Origin of the sequence: Dyadobacter sp. OTU695 (genome assembly GCF_038440355.1) — a bacterium.
Taxonomy (GTDB): Bacteria; Bacteroidota; Bacteroidia; order Cytophagales; family Spirosomataceae; genus Dyadobacter.
Genome location: NZ_JASATN010000007.1, coordinates 119,361 through 137,551 on the forward strand (window position 1 = coordinate 119,361; position 18,191 = coordinate 137,551).

Consider the following 18,191-nt stretch of genomic DNA (forward strand, 5'->3'; position numbering starts at 1 on the left):
ATGAAGAAAACAAGTCTGTGCCTGCTTATCACAATGCTTTCAGCCGGTGTATTCGGGCAAGCATTATTGCGCTGGAATTATCCCTGCAAGCCGGGGACTGAATGCTGGAATGCGCTTACATCTGTCGAAGAACGGCAGAACGCCTGTCAGATCACGGGGATCGATCTAAAAACGTTGAGTACGGAAGAGTTGCTGCTGATAACGATGGAGCATCCGTTTTTTCGGAGCTACATCGCACACGACAGTCCCGTCGAGGGTTTGGGTTTTGCACTGGAAGGCTTCAACGGCTTTTTGGAATTCAAGGGGCGGCCCGACGCGATGAAAGCGTTGCGCGAGACCTATTTCAGGGAAGACTTCAATACGATTCGATCATTGTCAGACAGCGCTCAAATGGGAGCCTATTCACTGAAATGGATAGGGGCAGAGCTGATTATGAGCGACGACGCGCTGCTGAACCAGATGTCGCCCGGCGAGAAAGCCGAATTTTTGAAGCGCTTGCACTCACAGCTCCTTGTAAAGCAAAAGTACGGCAATGTTTTCGGCGGCATTTCGGACGGTGTCGACGCCTACATCTTTTACAAGGTGATGAAGACATTGAATGTGGATGTCCTGCTAAATGCATTCAGCCAGCAAAGCGCCGATCAGTTTGGTAACAGATTGATTGTCAGGAATTTATCTGAGCTACAAGCATTGCTAGTGAAATTTGAAGAGTTTATTAAAACCGTTAAACATTAAAATCGTCAGTCATGAAAACATTTAATATTCTCGCAGTAAGTCAAAATCGTAGTGTAAGCAAATTGTTGGCAATAGTAATTTTATCGACCCTCTTGTTCGGTGAATCTTGCGATCAAAGAGAGGTGAAAGAATACGAGGCTGTTAACTCCTGCTTCACAAAGGAATTCCTGGAAAATGAACCTTGGGTTAAGGATCAATTGGCATTTTTTCAGGTGCCTAAAATGAGCTTTCTGAACGTTGTTGTTTACGAATATCGCAGTCAATATTTTCTCGCGTTCGAAAATACAACAGTTTCGTCACCAATGTCTTACATTTTTGATTGTAACGGCAAGACTATTAGTGAATTGGGAATACACTACAACGAATTTTATGATCATGCTGAACCAAAGGCGATCCTATTACAAGAAAAATACTGATCTATGAAAAATTTGATAAATATTTTGCTGCTGGTCGTCAATGTCAATATACTTGCTCATGCACAAGTCAATACGCCAAATGGCGTCGCGGTTCCAGCATCTGCGTTATTTGTGTACCAGAATGCGGGGGATTACACAAACCCTCAATTACAGGCATTTCAAGATGCTGTTCAAGGCGGAGTTTATGGACCGAGTCGTGTCATTCTAGCCAATTATTCCCGGCAGTATAATTGCCATGGTTATGCCTGGCATGTTTCTACTGGAGGTAATCAAATTGGTATCAATCAACCGACCTATGGCGGTGTTACGCCTTACGTCGCAGGTGTAAATCCCAGCTATATTCAAGGAAATTACAGCGGCTCACAGGGAAAAATGCGAGTCCGGTATTCTGGCGATCATTCCGCGGTAACTACCTATGACGCCGGGAAGTTTATCTCAAAATTTGGTCCCGGCCCCTTGGTCAAGCACAATCCAACCGATGTCCCACCAGGATATGGCGTGCCGTCCACCTATTGGACTTGCAACTACGCCCCGCTATTAACCAGCGTCTACCTCGACGGTAAGCTCATCTCCGGAAGTTTCCAAAATACAACCTGGGGCGCGCATAATATGCAAATCTTCTGGGGACTTGATCCGGATACCGGGCCTGCATTCAGCTCAACTGCTGGAAGTACGATCATCAGTAACCAAAGTTCTGGCACGGTGAATTTTACATTCAATGGCCCGTCGAATAATGGTGGTCTCTCGATCGCATTCTGTGGACAGCCGCGGCATTCGTTTACATTCTTTAAACCAAACGGCGCTAAAATGCAAGTTTATCCTAATCCAGCTGAGAGTGACGAGACCATTACTGTTTCGGTAGAAGCCGGCGAGGATATTCAAGCCGTCAATTTGAATAATCAATTTAACAAGATGATAAAAGTTAACCTGCTGGACGACCGGCAACGGATTGTGCAAGACTACCTGCCGAACGCAGAGGGAAACCCGACCACAGTGAAACTGAAAGCCGGTTTAAAAGGAGAATACTTTTTGAAAGCCACCTTCGAGGATGGAACCACTCAGACCAAGCGGGTTTTAATTAAATGAAGAAGCTGATGGCAAAAGCCGCCCGGATACAGGTTACTCCTCGATCCGGGTGCCTTCATCTACTGTAATAATATAACTCTTCCCGCCTTCGCGCTCGATGGCTGCGGCCACTTCTTCCGCATGCGTAGGTGCGTAGGCGAACATGCAGCCGCCTCCGCCCGAGCCGTTGATCTTGCCGCCCAGTGCGCCGGCACCAAGAGCGGCGTTCATCATGCGTTCGATTTTAGGCGTGGAGGTGCGTTTGTGGTCGCGGAGATTTTGGTAATGTTTGTAGAGCAGGCTGCCGAAATGTTTATCGAAGTCGCCGCTTGCGTGGTTTTGGGCGCTTTCGATCAGCAATGCCTTCCCTTCTACGAGAATGTCCCGGTCTTCGATGTTGGCTTTCAGCAGTCCTAACTGGTCGGTGGAAAGCAACGACTTGTAATCTGACAGTTGCTCGATCGACGTTGTGAAAATAGAAAATGATGGATCGTAATCGGTGACTATTTTGATTACATCTTCCATTCCATAGCGACAACGCGCGATAATGCCGAGCGTATCTTTCGGTTCCAGCGAGTCGCCGAGCACGAATGTGCCTAGTTTCGGGTTTAATGCCTCTACTTTGATAACCGGTGTCGATTCGAGATAAATGACGTTACCAATGGCGGTGGAATAGTTGTCCATCATCCCGCCCGGCTCGCCGAATTCCAGTACTTCGGCCGCATTGGCGATTTCCCCTAGTTCCTTTTTGGAGAAATTAAGCGGGTTATCGCTCAGCTTATCCAGGAAATGTGCCCAGGAAACAATCAACGCCGAAGAGCTGGACGTCCCTGAATTGATGGGGATGTTACCATGAATGGTCGCTTCGAAACCTTTGGAGAACGTGAGCCCCTTTCTTTTTACAACATTGATGGTACTGCGGAAATAGTCCCGCGGCTTCACATAGGGAAAGGTAGTATCGAGGGAAAATTCTTCTTTGGTACCCAGATCGGGCAAATGCAACACTATTTTATGATCATCGCGATAACCACCGTCAACGCTAATCCTTCGCGATATGGCCGCTGCAATCACGGGGAGCCCCAGGTAATCCTGGTGTTCCCCGAAAAAGCAAATACGGCCGGGAGTTGAAATCCTCATTGAACTACCAGCTTTTCTTTTTGTGGCCTGCAAAGCCGAAATAGAGCATATAAATGTAAAGTGGAACCAAAATCCAGTAAGCTTTCTGCGTACTGCCGATCGAGTCGGCGATGCTTCCGTATACCAAAGGTAGCACTGCGCCGCCGGAAATACCCATTACAAGCAATGCAGAAGCGATTTTTGTGAATTTCCCCAGACCGCTCAAAGCCAACGGCCACAATGCAGGCCAGATCACCGCATTGGCAAAACCGAGGATCGCGATACAAAGTACCGAAGTGAAACCGGTGGAGTTGACGGCGATCACTGTTACGATCAGACCCAGAATGGCTGAGAATTTCAAATAGGCTTGCTGAGATACATATTTCGGGATCAATACGATACCCAGTAAATAGCCGGTCATCATACCATATAGAGTATAGGTTCCGAACAAACGTGCCTCTTCCTCGGGAAAACCGAGCGAAACACCGTAGCTGATGATCGTGTCGCCGGCGATTACCTCGGCACCTACGTAGCAGAACAGCGCCAATACACCCAATACCAGGTTAGGGAACTGCAATACACTTGTTTTCTGTGCCACTACCGGCTGTCCTACTACCGGGGCGTCATCTTCCTCTTCGCTCACTTCCACCAAGCCTTTCGACATTCTGATCACCAGTGCCAGGATCACCAATACGGCTGTCAGCACCAGGTAAGGCATAGCCACTTTGTCGAGCTCCGATTTGGGGTCACCCGTAGATGCGCCCGCGAGAAGAAGTTTACCAAAGATGATCTGGCTGAAAATACCGGCCGATTTATTGGCAATACCCATAATACTGATGCGCTGCGCAGCACTTTCGCGTGGCCCGAGGATCGTAGCATAGGGATTGGAAGCGGTTTGCAAAACGGTAAGGCCAATACCGATCGTAAAAAGGCCCACCAGAAATAGTGGATAAGAGGCCATTTCCGCAGCCGGAATGAATATCAGCGTACCTACCGCCATCACTCCGAGCGCCAGTGACATACCATTTTTAAAACCGGTCTTTTTCAAAACCATCGAACACGGGATCGCCATGACGGTGTAGGAAATGAAAAATGCGAACGTAACCAGATATGAACTGGTGTTGTCCAGCGAGAATGCTTTTTTGAAGAAGGTGATCAGTGTTCCGTTAACCCATGTGACGAAACCCATCACAAAGAATAGAATGCCGATAATGAAGAGGGGACCCAGGTAACTGTTCTTTTTGCTCATTTAAGGTATTGGATTAGGTTGTTCGGGTTATTTGTGCTGGTATAAATTTGGTTTTGTTATAATACTCAATATTCATCATTCAGGCCAAAGATCCGCTGATTTGTTCGCCATTTTCCCCGCGTAAAGTCCGGAATTTCAACGGGAGAGCTTCCACGGGCGATGGAAAGTTCTGACAACGGACTGATAGCGCTCCAAACCGCTGCGTCATAAACGTCGATCGGCGGGGCCGTTTTGCGCTTGATGGCTTCGACAAAGCCCCTCAATACAAAGTAATCGATGCCTCCGTGGCCGGCATTTTCAGCTTCTTTGGCATATTTTGCCCAGAGCGGGTGATCGTTTTTATCCAGGTAAGGCTTGTCGGGCTCGCCGATATGCTCCTTGGGTGACACGCCCTCGAGGTAAATCGTGTGGCCGTCGTTCATCCAGATTCCCTCAGTGCCCTGCGCGCGGAATGCGAGCGAGTAGGGGCGAGGCGAATTGGTATCGTGGATGAGGACGATGTTCTCGCCATTGTAGCATTGGATCATCGTTGTCACGATGTCCCCGAGTTTGAAATTGACCTTCGCATTCGGGTGGTCCTTGCCGCCATGGTCTACAATATATTTGTGTAAACCCCGCGATTTGGTTGACATCGACGTCAGGTGCGTGAAGCAATTACCCCGGTTAATATCCAGCCAATGCGCCACGGGTCCAAGGCCGTGGGTTGGGTAAAGATCTCCGTTGCGGTCGACGGAATGCTGGGTGCGCCATTTAGCTTCGGAAAAGCCTTTCGGGCCAAATTCGACGCCGTGGCCTTCATTGCTTTTGCCGGTGTTGAACTTGATACCCCGCAAATCATGCTGATATCCGCAATGTGCGTACGTCATTTCGCCGAACATACCTGCCCGGATCATTTTGAGAATGGCCATCACATCGCGCCGGTAGCACACGTTTTCAAGGATCATGCAATGCGAGCCGGTTTTTTCGAAAGTATTGACCAGGTCCCAGGATTCTTGCAGGGTAACGGTTGCCGAAACCTCTACGGCGGTATATTTCCCCGCATTCATTGACGCAAGCGCCATTGGCACATGCCATTGCCAGGGTGTGGCAATAAGTACGCCGTCCAGGTCGTCGCGTTTGACCAGGTTCATGAAGTCCTCTTCTCCTTTGGAATACACAGCCGGCGCTTTGCGGCCCGCTTTTTTGATCTTGTCGAGGGTGATGTTGATCGCGTCGGGATCGATGTCACAAATCGCGTTAATCTCGACATCCGGACGGAAAAGTGCCTGCTCCACGTGGTTACGGCCCCTCAATCCGACCCCGATAAATCCTAAACGTACATTTCCTGCCGGTTTTTCTTTTTTTAAACTAAGCGATGGAATAATTCCCGCGACGGGAGCGGCCAATGCTGTTTTTTGCAGAAAATCACGTCTATCCATATCAAAATCTCTTGAAAGTTTGCGGCTCGGTTGGTAGAAGATTATTTGGTCTTACCCAGTCCGGGGCTGCAATTTACACGCAAAAGCCAGATTTTTAAATTTTTTTATTAATTAAAAATTGACATTGCGGACGCTTGCCGGTAACAGTAAATAGGAACGCAGTGAACAATTTCCTAGCTTACAGCGTTTACCCGAAGCAAGAGACTCCTGAGAGCGATTCACAGCAAGCTCGGACCCTTAAATGTGTTGGACACAAACTTTGTTACGACATTTAAGGCAAACTAAATTTTTAAGTGGTTTAAAATATGGTGCAAAAGGTGGCGGTGTTCCGGAAGGAGCACTTCAATGCAGCCCATCGTCTTCACAATCCGGAATGGTCGGAGGAAAAGAACAGGGAGGTTTTCGGGAAGTGTAATAATCCCAACTTTCACGGGCACAATTATGAGCTGATCGTACAGGTGACGGGTCCGGTTGACCCTGAAACAGGTTATGTGATAGACATGAAAGTGCTGAGCGCCATATTGAAGGAATCCGTTATCGACCGGTTTGATCACCGGAACCTGAATCTCGACGTTGAAGAATTCAAAACCCTTAATCCGACCGCGGAGAATATCGCGATCGTTATTTATTCAATTATAAGACCCAAAATAGAAGCAGGTCTTGACCTGAAAATCAGATTGTATGAAACAGAACGGAATTTTGTCGAGTATCCAGTCCAGTGAAGCTTTGGACATCGAGGAGGTTGGTGACGATCATTTGTTTTCAGGTATTGAGACTCCCCTCCGCAAGGACGCGTTTGCCATGGAGGACGAGCTTAAAATGGAGCTTATCGAGAAACATTTCCGCCACATTATGGAGATTATGGGCCTTGATATGACCGACGACAGCCTCAAAGGCACGCCGAAACGGGTTGCGAAAATGTATATCAAGGAAGTTTTCAGTGGTTTGGATCCCAAGAACAAACCGGCGATCGCGCTGTTTGAAAATAAATATAAATACAACCAGATGCTGGTTGAAAAGGATATTACCGTGTTTTCGAACTGCGAACACCACTTTGTTCCGATTTATGGCAAGGCACACGTCGCCTATATTTCAAGCGGAAAAGTGATCGGCCTGTCGAAACTGAACCGCATTGTGGAGTATTATGCCAAACGCCCGCAGGTACAGGAGCGGCTCACCGTTCAGATCGCCAATGAATTGAAGGAAGCGTTACAAACTGAGGATGTAGCCGTGGTGATCGACGCGCAGCACATGTGCGTACAGTCACGAGGGATACGCGACTCCGGCAGCTCGACGGTTACCGCGTATTATGGCGGTAAGTTCGAAGAGGAGATGACCAAGAAGGAGTTTCTGAGCTACCTCGGAATGTAGGGCGATCATGTCATGCTGAGCGCAGTCGAAGCTTATTGGCGCGATGCCAATACCCTTCGACTCCGCTCAGGGTGACATAGGCGGTCTTGCGTGAATTTAGAAGCTGTAAATGACAACACCTGACAAATCGCTTGTCAGGTGTTGTCATTTATAGTCAAGTATAGTCACTTGTTGTTGCGGATGCAGTTACACCGTCGGCCCAACACGTTCCAAAAGCGCCTTGGTAGCCTTGATACCGTCATATTCTGAAAGCTTGCTTCCTTCATACTCGATACCGGCGATACCTTTGAAACCGCTATCCTTTACTACTTTCAGAATTTTAGTGTAATCCGTTTCGATACAGTTGCCTTTTTCATCGAAATCGTAAGTTTTCGCGCTTACACCCTTTGCGAAAGGCATCAGCTCCTGCGTTCCCAGGTAACGGTCGTAAGATTCTTCGCAGCCGTTAGCCGAGCGTTTGATGCAGAAATTACCGAAGTCGGGCAGGGTACCGACATTTTTCATATTCACTTGTTTCATGACGCCCGACAGCCATTTACCGTTCGAAGATGAACCGCCGTGGTTTTCAACGATCACATTGATACCGGTTTTCGAAGCGAATTCACCCAGCTTACTCAGGCCTTCTACCGCCGCTTTCGCGATTTCTTCGTCGGAACCTTTGCCGAATGCATTTACGCGGATCGTTTTGCAGCCGAGGTATTTCGCTGCTTCAACCCATTTGTAGTGGTTTTCAACCGCTTTATTACGTACCGCAGCGTCGAGCTCGCCCAAACCGCCTTCGCCGTCGATCATGATCAGGTTATTGGTCACGCCATTGTCTTTCGCTCTTTTCAGAAGCTCGGCAAGGTAAGTTTTATCTTCTGCTTTGTCTTTGAAGAACTGGTTTACATATTCTACGATCGAGATACCAAACTCTTTTTTGGCGAGTTCCGGGAAATCAAGGTTGGTGAGTTTTTTCGCGAAAAGAGCCTTGTGCAGCGACCATTCGGCCAAAGAAATATCAAACCAGAGTTTTTTTGCAGCCGGTTCGGCGAACAGATCGGTGAATGCAGTGGCAGCAAGCGCAGTGGCTCCGGCCTTTTTAAGGAAATCGCGACGAGAAAAGTCCATGATTGGTTAGAATTTAGATTTGATTATTACTCCTGAATATTGATTCTGGCTTCGCGGTACAGCTTCTCGTTTTTGGTGAGCTTGGCTGCGTCCCATTCGATATCCTGCACGAATGCATGCTGGCGGACGGGACAGTGGTCGATCCTGCAAAAGTAGCAACATTGGTATACGCAAGGATCGGCGTGGACGAAAATTTCCGTCTCGCCCGGTTGTGAGCCTTTCAGGATGTTCTCGAAATCGTGGATCGTTTCGTGTACTTTTTGCAGCTCCCAGTAATAGGGCAGTGTTAAATGGCAGTCGATATGCAAGTCCGAACCGTATTGTTGGGCACGGAGGTTATGGACGTCTATCCATTCGTCCTTTTTGTTTTCATTTAAAACCTGGATCACCTTGTCGAGCAGCAATTCGTCGCTGGCATCCATGAGTCCGGCGACCGACCTGCTCACCAGCTGAGACCCGCTGTACGCCAGAAAAAGCCCGAAAAGAAGAGACGCCACGCTGTCGATCCAAACATAGCCGGTAAGCATTATTAACCCGACACTTAAAATAAGCACGACACTGCTGATACTGTCCGACATTAAATGCTTCCCATCTGCCACCAAAGCGAGCGAATTCGCCCGGCGGCCTTCCGTCAGCAGCTTGTAGCCGATGGCGGTGTTGACAAAGATCGTGAAGATGATAAAGACCGAACCCTGCGCCAGGTTGTCGATAGGGGCCGGGTCCATGATCCTTTTCACAGCCTCCACGACAATGAATATCGAAGCGATGATGATCAGAGCCCCTTCGAAGCCGGCCGAGAAAAACTCGACCTTGCCGTGGCCATAAGGATGGTTGCGGTCTTTGGGCTGAGAGGAAAGATAAACGCTGTAAAACGCAAAACCACTGGCGATTACGTTGATAATCGATTCCAGTGCATCGCTTAGAATGGCATTAGAGGAGGTAAGATAGAATGCAAAAAACTTCAATCCTGTCAACAGAATGCTGGCTACAAAAGACAGCATGATGAGACGTTGTTTAAGCTTATTTTGGTTTATTTGCATTTGAGATTTGTCAATGAGGAGTCAAAAATACTAAGAAAATGCGGGTTATATCCACTGAAAATAACTGGAAAACACTATCGACTGAAACCGTTTATGAGAATGCCTGGCTGGAACTCAGTCACCGTGACGTGATTAACCCTTCGGGCAACAAAGGCATTTATGGTTTGGTTAAATTTAAAAATCAGGCGATAGGGGTAATTCCGGTGGATGCCGACGGCAACATTTACCTCGTAGGCCAGTACCGTTACGCGATCGATGAGTATTCCTGGGAAATCCCGGAAGGCGGCGGGGCACTTGGCGCCGATCCGCTTGACGCCGCTAAACGCGAATTGAAAGAGGAAACCGGTCTTCTGGCCAGCAAATGGACTAAACTCGCCCGCATTCACACATCCAACTCGGCAACTAACGAAGAAGGGTTCCTCTTCATTGCCGAAGAACTTACGCAAGACCAGGCCGAACCCGAAGACACCGAGGATTTACAGGTATGGAAATTGCCCTTAAAGGAAGCAGTAGAGATGGTCATGCGCTCGGAAATCACCGATTCGCTTTCGGTAGCGGGCATATTGATGACTGCCAGACTGAAAGGTATCTGATATGCTGCAAGCGTTATTTTACGGCACGCTGACCGGCGTCGCATTGTGCCTTACCTTTGGGACGGTATTCTTTTCACTGGTACAAAACAGCGTCGATAACGGATACCGCACCGGCATCAAAATCGCTTTCGGCGTATTTGTGTGCGATATCATCTTCGTTTTCTTCGCCATTTTCGGAACGGCACTGCTGCCCGACATTCCCAATTTTCAGAAATGGATGGCCGGCGCCGGTGTTGTGTTCCTCGTCGCGTTAGGTCTGAGTAACATCATCAAAGGCCAGCCGCAGATCGCCGAGCCGCAAACGCGTTTTGGAAACTTTCTTTACTATTTCACAACGGGCTTCTTGCTGAATGGGCTGAACCCTGTGAACTTCATCAGTTGGGTCACCATCGCTTCATACATCCGTACCAATTTGCATTATAACCTCAACCAGGTCATACTCTTCTTCGCAGCGAGTGTTGTAGCGGTATTTTTGGTGGAAAGCGCGATTGCCGTTTTTGCCCACAGGCTCAAAAAGCTCTTCACGCCCAAAGTGGTAACCGTATTTAACAAAGTGACAGGCGTGGTTTTTATTCTCATCGCCTGTCAGATTGCCTATACCAATTTTTTGAAGTAGGGGATCAAGGGGCAATATACCCCTCAGCTTTCAGGAAATTCTTCCAGTCGCTGATCAGGTCCTTTTTGAAAACGCGGGGGAACTTGTTCTGGCCACCGAGCTTGCCTTTGGATTCCATCCAGTGGTAGAACGCCTGGTTGGGCAGAACCGTCACAAATACCTCTTTCAATGCGTGACGCCGCTCGACAGCATAGTCGTCGTTTAGCTCCGATAGTTTAGCGTCGAGTTTTTGTTTCAAAACTTCCGCATCCACATTGGATTCGTCCACGCCTACGTACCAGTCGTGCGCGAATAAAGTACCGTACTCGATGCCGCACACGGTAAATTCTTTCACCGAAATACCCATTTCGCGTGATACGAGGTCGATCGCCTTGTTCATATTGTCGACCGAAAGGTGTTCTCCACAGAGGCTCAGGTAATGCTTTGTCCGACCGGTAATAACGATTTCACCGCGTGATTTGTCGACAAATTTCAGCGTATCGCCGATCAGGTAACGCCATGCCCCCGAGCAGGTCGAGAGCAGTAATGCATATTCTTTGCCCTCTTCCACCTGATCGATCATCAGCGTCTCGGGGTTATCGAGCATTACGCCGTCGGAGTCGAAATTTTGGGAGGTGAAAGGGATGAATTCAAAGAACAGGCCGTTGTCACACACCAGCTCCATTCCTTCCGCACCTGGCCGCGATTGGTAGGCGATAAAGCCCTCCGATGCAAGGTACGTATTGATATAGGTCATCGGTTTGCCCAAAAGCTTCTCGAAACCTTTGCGGTAGGGTTCGAAAGAAACGCCACCATGCGCGAAAACCTGCAAATTGGGCCATATTTCATGGATGTTCTTCACATGGTAATGCGCGATGATCTTTTCGAAAAGCAATTGGATCCACGCAGGAACGCCTACCACAAAGCCAATGTCCCATTCGCTCGCCACACGGGTGATTTCTTCCAATTTCAAGCCCCAATCGCGTTGTGCGGCGATTTTCTGGCCGGGTTTGTAATAGGGGCGGAACCAGCGCGGGATCTGCTGGATCTGGATGCCACTCAGATCGCCCGCCAGACTGCCTGTTTCGTGCGGGTTTAAATTCGTACTTCCGCTCAGCATCAGAAAACCTTTTTCATACAAATCCGGCGGAAGGTCTTTGTAGTAACCTAATGACAAAATCTGACGGATACTGGTCTTCTGAATGGCTTTCGTCATCGCCTTCGTGACTGGAATCTGCTTGGAAGCAGCCTCCGAGGTTCCTGAGCTCAATGCATAGTACTTCACTGTGCCGGGCCAGCAAACGTCATTTTCGCCTTCGAGAGACTTGTGCCACCACTCGTTAAATATCTTATTGTAATCGTAAACAGGCACCGTACGCTTGTATAGCTCGTAAAATGCGCCTTTTTCACCGAAAAGAATGGTGGAAAGCAGTTCGTCGAAGTTGTATTTCTCGCCGAACTCGGTATATCTGGCCTTGGCCAGCAGTTTGGCCAGGGTTTTCTTCTGTTGCTGGTGTAAACTTGCCTTGCGGCGATTGGCAACAATGTTGCTGAAATGGATGCCTTTCTTTAATAAACTGCCTACTAATGCCATAGCTGTTGGTTAAATTACAAATCCCAGGTCGATAGCTTTTTCAACGCTTCATACTCTGTCAGATCATATTGACATGGCACCACTGAGATATAGTTATTATCCAGTGCCCAGACATCAGTATCTTCTTTTTCCGTATCAAAATTGACAAACTCTCCGGCCATCCAAAGGTAGCCGCGACCATTAGGGTCGACACGGTAGTCAAATTTCTCCTGCCATTTGGCATGTGCCTGGCGGCAAACCTTCACGCCTTTTAGTGCCAGATCCGTTTTTGCGGGAATGTTCACGTTCAGGGCAATGCCGTTTGGAATACCATTTTTTAAAGCCTCCTCGGTAATCGACCTGATAAAAGGTATGGCGTGGCTGAAATCAGCGTCCTCCCTGAAATCGCAAAGTGAAAAACCGATTGCCGGGATGCCTTCGATGGCCGCCTCAATCGCTGCCGACATCGTACCGGAGTAAAGCACGCTGATCGAACTGTTGCTGCCGTGGTTAATGCCACTCACCACCAGGTCGGGCTTGCGGTCCTGCAAGACGTAGTTTTTAGCGAGTTTCACACAGTCGGCCGGTGTCCCCGAGCATTCGTATTCTGTAATATCATCAAAAATATGGGTGGAATAGAGCCTTAGCGGTTCACCGATGGTAATGGCATGCCCCATTCCGGATTGCGGACTGTTGGGAGCGACTACGATCACCTCGCCCAGCGTCTGCATAATTTCAACCAGTGTTCGGATTCCTTTTGACGTTATTCCGTCATCATTAGTAACTAAAATGAGGGGTTTCATATATTTCTACTGATCGGGTGCTTAGCTGCTTCTTGCGATCTCGTCTGCCGGCTCAGTAACATGGTTTTTAAGTGAATAAATATTTAATTGCGCTTTTCAAGCTGCCAAATTTAAGCAATATGCCTTCATTCGCAACACTGCAAGCCTCTGTCGGAGACATTCCGACTATTATCGAAATCCAGGAAAAAACATGGGAACCGACTTACCGTGACATCCTTAGCAAGGACCAGATCGATTTTATGTTCGAAAAAATATATTCTCCCGAAGCCCTCACGCACCAGATGCAATCCGGTCAGCAATTCCTGATCCTGGTGAGCGACCAGGCTCCCGTCGGGTTTTCGTCGGTGGCGGAAGAAAAACCCGGAAAGTTCAAATTACACAAAATATATGTGCTTCCCGCGATGCAGGGAACCGGCGCGGGGAAATTCCTTTTACACGAAACTGAAAATTACGTCAAGTCGGCGGGGGGAACGGTGCTGTTGCTGAATGTGAACCGCTACAACAAAGCGAAAACATTCTATGAAAAAATGGGCTTCCGCGTTGTGGACGAGCAGGACATTCCCATCGGGCCTTACTGGATGAACGATTATGTCCTCGAAAAAACCTTAAACTGAACCGGCTATGCCGATTCAGTTTTCAATGCCAGTTTCATTTTTTTGATATTCTTCTGCTGGCTTTTGAGGCCTTGCAAAGGGTTGTAATTGTTGCTGTTTACCACGTAGTAGCCCGTGCCGTCGTAGGCTCGTTTACCCGGGTGCGATTTGCATTCCGCCGAGCATGTACCTTCCATATCCCAACCGCATTTTTCGCAGATCGGTACGTGGTTATTGCATTCGGCATTGGCGCAGTTTACCATGCGATCGCAGGGTTCATCGCAGATGTAGCATTTGGAGATCACCGTCGGGTTGACTTTGTTGACATCGACGGTAATGCGGTTGTCGAACACGTAGCATTTGCCGTCGAAGTTCTCGCCGCCCTCTTCAAGGCCGTACCGTATAATGCCTCCGTGGAGCTGGTACACATCCGTAAAACCCTGATCGAGCAGGTAGGCACTGGCTTTCTCGCATTTGATCCCGCCGGTGCAGTAAGTGACGATCTTTTTATCTTTCAAATGGGCAATCTCGTGCACGTGTTCGGGCAGCTCCCGCAAGTTATGCATATCGAATGTGATCGCACCCTTGAACTTGCCCACTTCATGCTCGTAATCCGAGCGCATATCTACCAGCACCACGTCCGGGTCGTTGAGCATAGCTTTGAAATCGGCCGGTTCGAGGTGCTTGCCTGTGCGTACGAGCGGGTTCACGGGAAGGTCTGAATTGACGATCTCATCCTTCACGCGCACGTGCAGTTTTTGAAACGCAATGTGGTCCGACTCTTCCACTTTAAACTGGACACCAGCGAACCGTGCATCGGAACGGACATAGTCCATATAAGCCTCGCATTGCTCGGGCGTGCCCGAAACGGTGCCATTCAAACCTTCCGGCGCCACGATAATGCGGCCCAGCAGGTTGTTCTGCACACAAAACAAATGATGCTCATCGCGATAGGCATCCGGATCGGCGATGGTCGTGTAATAATAATATAGGATAACCTTGTAAGGTTTCATCGGTTGTCGATTAAGTATTCCAAAGGAAAAAAGAGAGGAGTCCCCTCGCCAGGTGCCGGAGGCCGGACCGCAGCTTTTTTCTCCAAATCAGCCGCAAATATACGAATAATGCAAGTTTTAAGAAAATGCCGAAAATCAGTTTTGTGGCTGATCGGTTATCCGTTGAAATACATATTTTTGTAAGCACTCGTTCATTTACTCAACTCATCCCAATTTCCTTATGCACATCGCTATCATTGGTAACATCGGCGCCGGTAAAACCACATTGACTCAAATGCTGGGCGACTATTTCAAATGGGAGGTAATGTACGAGGCGGTGGAAGGCAATCCCTATCTGGCTGATTTTTATCAGGATATGGAGCGCTGGGCATTCAACCTGCAAATCTATTTTCTGAACAATCGTTTCGCGCAGGTTCAGAAAATACGCGAAACGACTTATTCGACCATTGTCCAGGACCGGACTATTTTTGAAGATGCCTACATTTTCGCCCGCAACCTGTATGAATCCGGCGTGCTCGTCGAGCGCGATTACCAGACCTACCTGCTGCTTTTTGAATCCATTATCCGCACCGTTTCCCAGCCCGATCTGATGATTTACCTCAAAGCGGATATTCCTAAACTGGTGTCACAGATCAAAAAGCGCGGCCGCGATTTCGAGTCCGATATTTCGGTCGATTATCTTCAAAACCTCAATCACTACTACGAGGATTTCGTACAGAACTATGAGGATGGCAAGATTCTGGAAATTGATGTGAACAATATGGATTTTGCGTCGAACCCAGACGACTTCAATCACATTATCTCATTGCTTAACAAGGAACTGTTCTACGTGTAGCGAAAGCATCAATGCATGCAGGCAATCGCCTTGTTGAGCAACGCGTTTTTCTGGTTGTCGAGCTTGAAAACCTTGGTATCTTCCGGAAGCAGCACTTCGATTTTCGTGGCGGCTTTCATCCTTTCAAGCTCTTTCGGCGTAACAGGGGCGGCCAGTACAAAAATCGGCTGCCAGTTGCTGCGGTCATTAGCGGCTGAGTACAGCGAAAATTGTCCTTGCGGTGTCCAAAATCTGATCTCGATAAACATCTGGGTATAGTACACCAGTCCGATCCGCTCGTTATGGTAGCTCAGAATACGTTCTTCTCCTGTGCGGGTGAGCGTCAGGTATTCCTTTTTGTCGGCAAGCTGGATCGTGTGATAATGTACTTTCTTGTGATTCGATGGGCTGATGGTTTCCTTGCATTGGGCCAAACATTTGTAATTTTCAGCCGTCAGCAAACCGACCACACCAAGCAGGAAAGTAAACTTCATGCAGGGGGCATAATTCAACACTTTCTTGATATCGGGGTTATTCAAACGATTGTAAAGATACTCGCCTGATAAGTAGAATGCAACAAGATCCGGAGAAATGACTATTTAGCCCTGCGTTCCTCTGCCAGTTGCTTGTAAACTTCCCCTAATTCGTCTTTCAATTCCCTGATTTTTGATTCCAGTTTCTCGACTTCACTTTTGTGGACGAGGTCTTTCAGATACATGATAGTATCAGATTCTCCTTCATAGCCGAATAACCAGTTAGGATTAATTTCAAGCTCCCTGATGAGCAGTCCTATGGCGTCGGAAGTGAATTTTTGATCTCCTGCGAGGACTTTTGAAATTTTGGATGGGGATAAGCGCACGATCTCGGCCAGTTCGCTCGTGTTCAAGTGGTGTGCTTTCATGAGTGCCGCTATTCTTGCAACTTCTATCATTGCTGTCAGTTCTGTTGTGATACCGCATTGTTTCAGGCCTGGGAATCCCGAGCGAATGCAGTATGTACAAAGTGTCTAGGTTAAGCGCGTTGTGTAAATATAGTAAAAGTAGCGGCATTCCGGCAGTGGTATGGCGAAAAGCATAGGGAGGATGTGTGGAGGCTGCAATGGAAGTAGAGCAGAGACCAAAGGGCATAAAAAAAGTGCGTTGGTTTATCCCAAACGCACTTTTACGGTGACCAGAAGGAGAGTCGAACTCCCATGATCTTTTTATAATATGCTTATTATGAGTTAGTTAGAGATTCCTGTTCGTTACGAGAGTGGGTTATTTATGCGTTCGATTGTCCCGAAATTGTCCCGAGACGGAATAGTGCGTAATTCGCTACCTGATAGGAGCGTCAACAATGCGTAGGGCTTGCCATACTTTCCTGATTTTGGAAAGTGGGATTTCCGTGGTTCCGCTGGTGGTAGAATTGTCCGAATGCAGGGCCAAAATGCCGTTCACAGGACTGTTTTTTACTCTCTTAATAGCAAAGAAGTTCCCATACGCAACGGCGTAGACGCCGCTCAGTAAAAACTCCCAATCATCCGCCGGGACTTCCTGACACCTAATTTTGGCCCCATCGCAGTAGTATGGTTCCATACTGTCACCATCTATTTCAAAGATGATCTGTCCCGCGTAGCTCTCTGTCGGGTTCAACTTCAACGCCTCAAACGTTTCAAATTCCGCCATTACACTTAATGATTCCATGAAATTCACTCTCGATTTTGTACTGATAAAGGTTAGATTTTCATAGTTAAGTGATTCCCCCTCAATCAGTTTCACAGAAGAGTTTCCGGGAGCGGGATTAAACATCTCCCCTTCACCGGTTTTCCACCAGTGAGCATTCACGTTAAACGCATTGAGGATCTTGTATTCCAAATTGGGGCCAACTTGGAGTTTACCAGCCAAAATTTTGGAGATCGTTCCCGTATCGGTTTTAATACTTGCAGCGAATTCTTTTTGCTTTATTGATAAAGCCTCGATGAGTTGTTTTGTTCGCGCCGCAACATTGGCGATATGTAACTGATTGTCAGTTTGTTGTTTCATCCAGAAGAAAGGGTAAGAAAAATAAGTTGGGATTTCCCTTGTTTTAAAATTGGGAAATCCCAATATTTACGCTGTAATCATTACAGTGTAATCATTACAGCGTAAATGTAGCGAAACCAAAACCTAAAATGAAGACAGTATTAGTAACTGAAATCAAAGAGCGCCTAATGGTCGAATTCCGGAGTTTAAAACCCCGAAAGCCCGGCAAAGAGTGGCGCAGACTCCTAAAAAGCTTCAATGATTGGCACAGTACCGACGAAGCCGGTAACATTTGGAGAAACGCCGCCCGAGGATTAGCAGGAAGTGAAGGCCTGCGACAGCTTGTAGCAGATATGCAGACGATCTTGGAAACAGAGCAAGACTATCAGGAAGTGAAGTTTTCCCCCGCGCAGGTTCGGCAGGGGCGTGAAAGTTCGATAGCACTAAGCGCCTCGAACCTGCGAAGACGAAAAAAAGGAATAGGAGTGGTTGCAAAATGAGCATTACGGAGAGTTAATTTTTGTCCTACAAGAATTGACCGCAAAATGCACATCACCGATGCAATCCACCCCTAACTCCTTCGAAAATTAGTGTTTTTTTGATTTTAAGGGATATTCCAGGCCCAGGAAAATAATGTCCTTTCAATCAGTGTAACAATCAACGTTTTTGCCCCCTCAATTTAAAACC

Annotated in this window: 21 protein-coding genes; 10 read left to right on the forward strand and 11 right to left on the reverse strand. The window is 47.8% G+C overall.

Annotated elements, in window-relative coordinates:
* From AAHB90_RS15110 to AAHB90_RS15120, 3 genes are read left to right on the forward strand one after another with little or no spacing between them, the layout of a single operon-like run.
* Positions 1-735, forward strand: a complete 735-nt coding sequence (locus AAHB90_RS15110; RefSeq protein ID WP_342086044.1) for a hypothetical protein — start codon at positions 1-3, stop codon at positions 733-735.
* Between the two features lie 11 nt (positions 736-746).
* Positions 747-1,151 carry a hypothetical protein gene (locus AAHB90_RS15115; RefSeq protein ID WP_342086045.1) on the forward strand — a complete coding sequence of 135 codons (405 nt, stop codon included), beginning with the start codon at positions 747-749 and terminating at the stop codon, positions 1,149-1,151.
* Positions 1,152-1,154: 3 nt separating this feature from the next.
* Positions 1,155-2,237: a T9SS C-terminal target domain-containing protein gene (locus AAHB90_RS15120; protein ID WP_342086046.1), complete on the forward strand. Its 1,083-nt coding sequence runs from the start codon at positions 1,155-1,157 to the stop codon at positions 2,235-2,237.
* A gap of 33 nt (positions 2,238-2,270) precedes the next feature.
* On the opposite strand, the gene AAHB90_RS15125 is transcribed toward AAHB90_RS15120, so the two are convergent.
* From AAHB90_RS15125 to AAHB90_RS15135, 3 genes are all read right to left on the reverse strand, one after another.
* The gene (locus tag AAHB90_RS15125) at positions 2,271-3,353 is read right to left on the reverse strand and encodes a GHMP family kinase ATP-binding protein (protein ID WP_342086047.1); all 1,083 of its coding nucleotides are present in this window, start codon (positions 3,351-3,353) and stop codon (positions 2,271-2,273) included.
* 4 nt (positions 3,354-3,357) lie between these two features.
* Positions 3,358-4,581, reverse strand: a complete 1,224-nt coding sequence (locus tag AAHB90_RS15130; RefSeq protein ID WP_342086048.1) for a sugar MFS transporter — start codon at positions 4,579-4,581, stop codon at positions 3,358-3,360.
* Between the two features lie 65 nt (positions 4,582-4,646).
* Positions 4,647-5,999, reverse strand: a complete 1,353-nt coding sequence (locus AAHB90_RS15135) for a Gfo/Idh/MocA family protein (RefSeq protein WP_342086049.1) — start codon at positions 5,997-5,999, stop codon at positions 4,647-4,649.
* Positions 6,000-6,304: 305 nt separating this feature from the next.
* Between AAHB90_RS15135 and AAHB90_RS15140 the strand changes: the two genes are divergently transcribed.
* Together AAHB90_RS15140 and folE are read left to right on the forward strand one after the other, a co-directional pair.
* Positions 6,305-6,721 (forward strand): 6-pyruvoyl trahydropterin synthase family protein, encoded by a 417-nt coding sequence (locus tag AAHB90_RS15140; protein ID WP_342086050.1) that lies wholly within the window; start codon positions 6,305-6,307, stop codon positions 6,719-6,721.
* Complete coding sequence (folE, locus tag AAHB90_RS15145; protein ID WP_342086051.1) at positions 6,681-7,370, forward strand: GTP cyclohydrolase I FolE; 690 nt, start codon at positions 6,681-6,683, stop codon at positions 7,368-7,370. The genes AAHB90_RS15140 and folE overlap by 41 nt, the downstream gene beginning before the upstream one ends.
* 186 nt (positions 7,371-7,556) lie before the next feature.
* Here folE and AAHB90_RS15150 read toward each other — a convergent pair whose 3' ends face one another.
* Positions 7,557-8,480: a sugar phosphate isomerase/epimerase family protein gene (locus AAHB90_RS15150; protein WP_342086052.1), complete on the reverse strand. Its 924-nt coding sequence runs from the start codon at positions 8,478-8,480 to the stop codon at positions 7,557-7,559.
* A gap of 26 nt (positions 8,481-8,506) precedes the next feature.
* Positions 8,507-9,520 (reverse strand): cation diffusion facilitator family transporter, encoded by a 1,014-nt coding sequence (locus AAHB90_RS15155; RefSeq protein WP_342086053.1) that lies wholly within the window; start codon positions 9,518-9,520, stop codon positions 8,507-8,509.
* Positions 9,521-9,558: 38 nt separating this feature from the next.
* Here AAHB90_RS15155 and AAHB90_RS15160 point away from each other — a divergent pair, with 38 nt between their 5' ends.
* A complete protein-coding gene (locus AAHB90_RS15160; RefSeq protein WP_342086054.1) occupies positions 9,559-10,113 on the forward strand; it encodes an NUDIX hydrolase in 555 nt (184 codons plus the stop codon).
* A 1-nt stretch (position 10,114) separates the two neighbouring features.
* On the forward strand, positions 10,115-10,729 hold the full coding sequence (locus AAHB90_RS15165) for a LysE family translocator (RefSeq protein WP_342086055.1): 615 nt from the start codon (positions 10,115-10,117) through the stop codon (positions 10,727-10,729).
* A gap of 4 nt (positions 10,730-10,733) precedes the next feature.
* Here AAHB90_RS15165 and AAHB90_RS15170 read toward each other — a convergent pair whose 3' ends face one another.
* Both AAHB90_RS15170 and surE read right to left on the reverse strand, forming a co-directional pair.
* On the reverse strand, positions 10,734-12,302 hold the full coding sequence (locus AAHB90_RS15170) for a GH3 family domain-containing protein (protein WP_342086056.1): 1,569 nt from the start codon (positions 12,300-12,302) through the stop codon (positions 10,734-10,736).
* 14 nt (positions 12,303-12,316) lie between these two features.
* Positions 12,317-13,084, reverse strand: coding sequence for a 5'/3'-nucleotidase SurE (surE, locus tag AAHB90_RS15175; RefSeq protein WP_342086057.1), 768 nt, complete (start codon positions 13,082-13,084; stop codon positions 12,317-12,319).
* Between the two features lie 119 nt (positions 13,085-13,203).
* On the opposite strand from surE, the gene AAHB90_RS15180 reads away from it, so the two are divergent.
* Entirely contained in the window at positions 13,204-13,698 is a 495-nt protein-coding gene (locus AAHB90_RS15180) for a GNAT family N-acetyltransferase (RefSeq protein ID WP_342086058.1), read from the forward strand.
* 5 nt (positions 13,699-13,703) lie between these two features.
* Here the strand turns inward: AAHB90_RS15180 and trhO are convergent, their stop codons facing one another.
* Entirely contained in the window at positions 13,704-14,690 is a 987-nt protein-coding gene (gene trhO, locus AAHB90_RS15185; RefSeq protein ID WP_342086059.1) for an oxygen-dependent tRNA uridine(34) hydroxylase TrhO, read from the reverse strand.
* A 220-nt stretch (positions 14,691-14,910) separates the two neighbouring features.
* Between trhO and AAHB90_RS15190 the strand changes: the two genes are divergently transcribed.
* Positions 14,911-15,525: a deoxynucleoside kinase gene (locus AAHB90_RS15190; protein WP_342086060.1), complete on the forward strand. Its 615-nt coding sequence runs from the start codon at positions 14,911-14,913 to the stop codon at positions 15,523-15,525.
* A gap of 8 nt (positions 15,526-15,533) precedes the next feature.
* Here the strand turns inward: AAHB90_RS15190 and AAHB90_RS15195 are convergent, their stop codons facing one another.
* From AAHB90_RS15195 to AAHB90_RS15205, 3 genes are all read right to left on the reverse strand, one after another.
* Positions 15,534-15,998, reverse strand: coding sequence for a hypothetical protein (locus AAHB90_RS15195; protein WP_342086061.1), 465 nt, complete (start codon positions 15,996-15,998; stop codon positions 15,534-15,536).
* A gap of 101 nt (positions 15,999-16,099) precedes the next feature.
* Positions 16,100-16,405, reverse strand: coding sequence for a helix-turn-helix transcriptional regulator (locus tag AAHB90_RS15200; RefSeq protein WP_342086062.1), 306 nt, complete (start codon positions 16,403-16,405; stop codon positions 16,100-16,102).
* Positions 16,406-16,817: 412 nt separating this feature from the next.
* Positions 16,818-17,525 (reverse strand): hypothetical protein, encoded by a 708-nt coding sequence (locus AAHB90_RS15205; protein WP_342086063.1) that lies wholly within the window; start codon positions 17,523-17,525, stop codon positions 16,818-16,820.
* A 128-nt stretch (positions 17,526-17,653) separates the two neighbouring features.
* Between AAHB90_RS15205 and AAHB90_RS15210 the strand changes: the two genes are divergently transcribed.
* Positions 17,654-18,004 (forward strand): hypothetical protein, encoded by a 351-nt coding sequence (locus AAHB90_RS15210; protein WP_342086064.1) that lies wholly within the window; start codon positions 17,654-17,656, stop codon positions 18,002-18,004.
* Positions 18,005-18,191 lie beyond the last annotated feature (187 nt).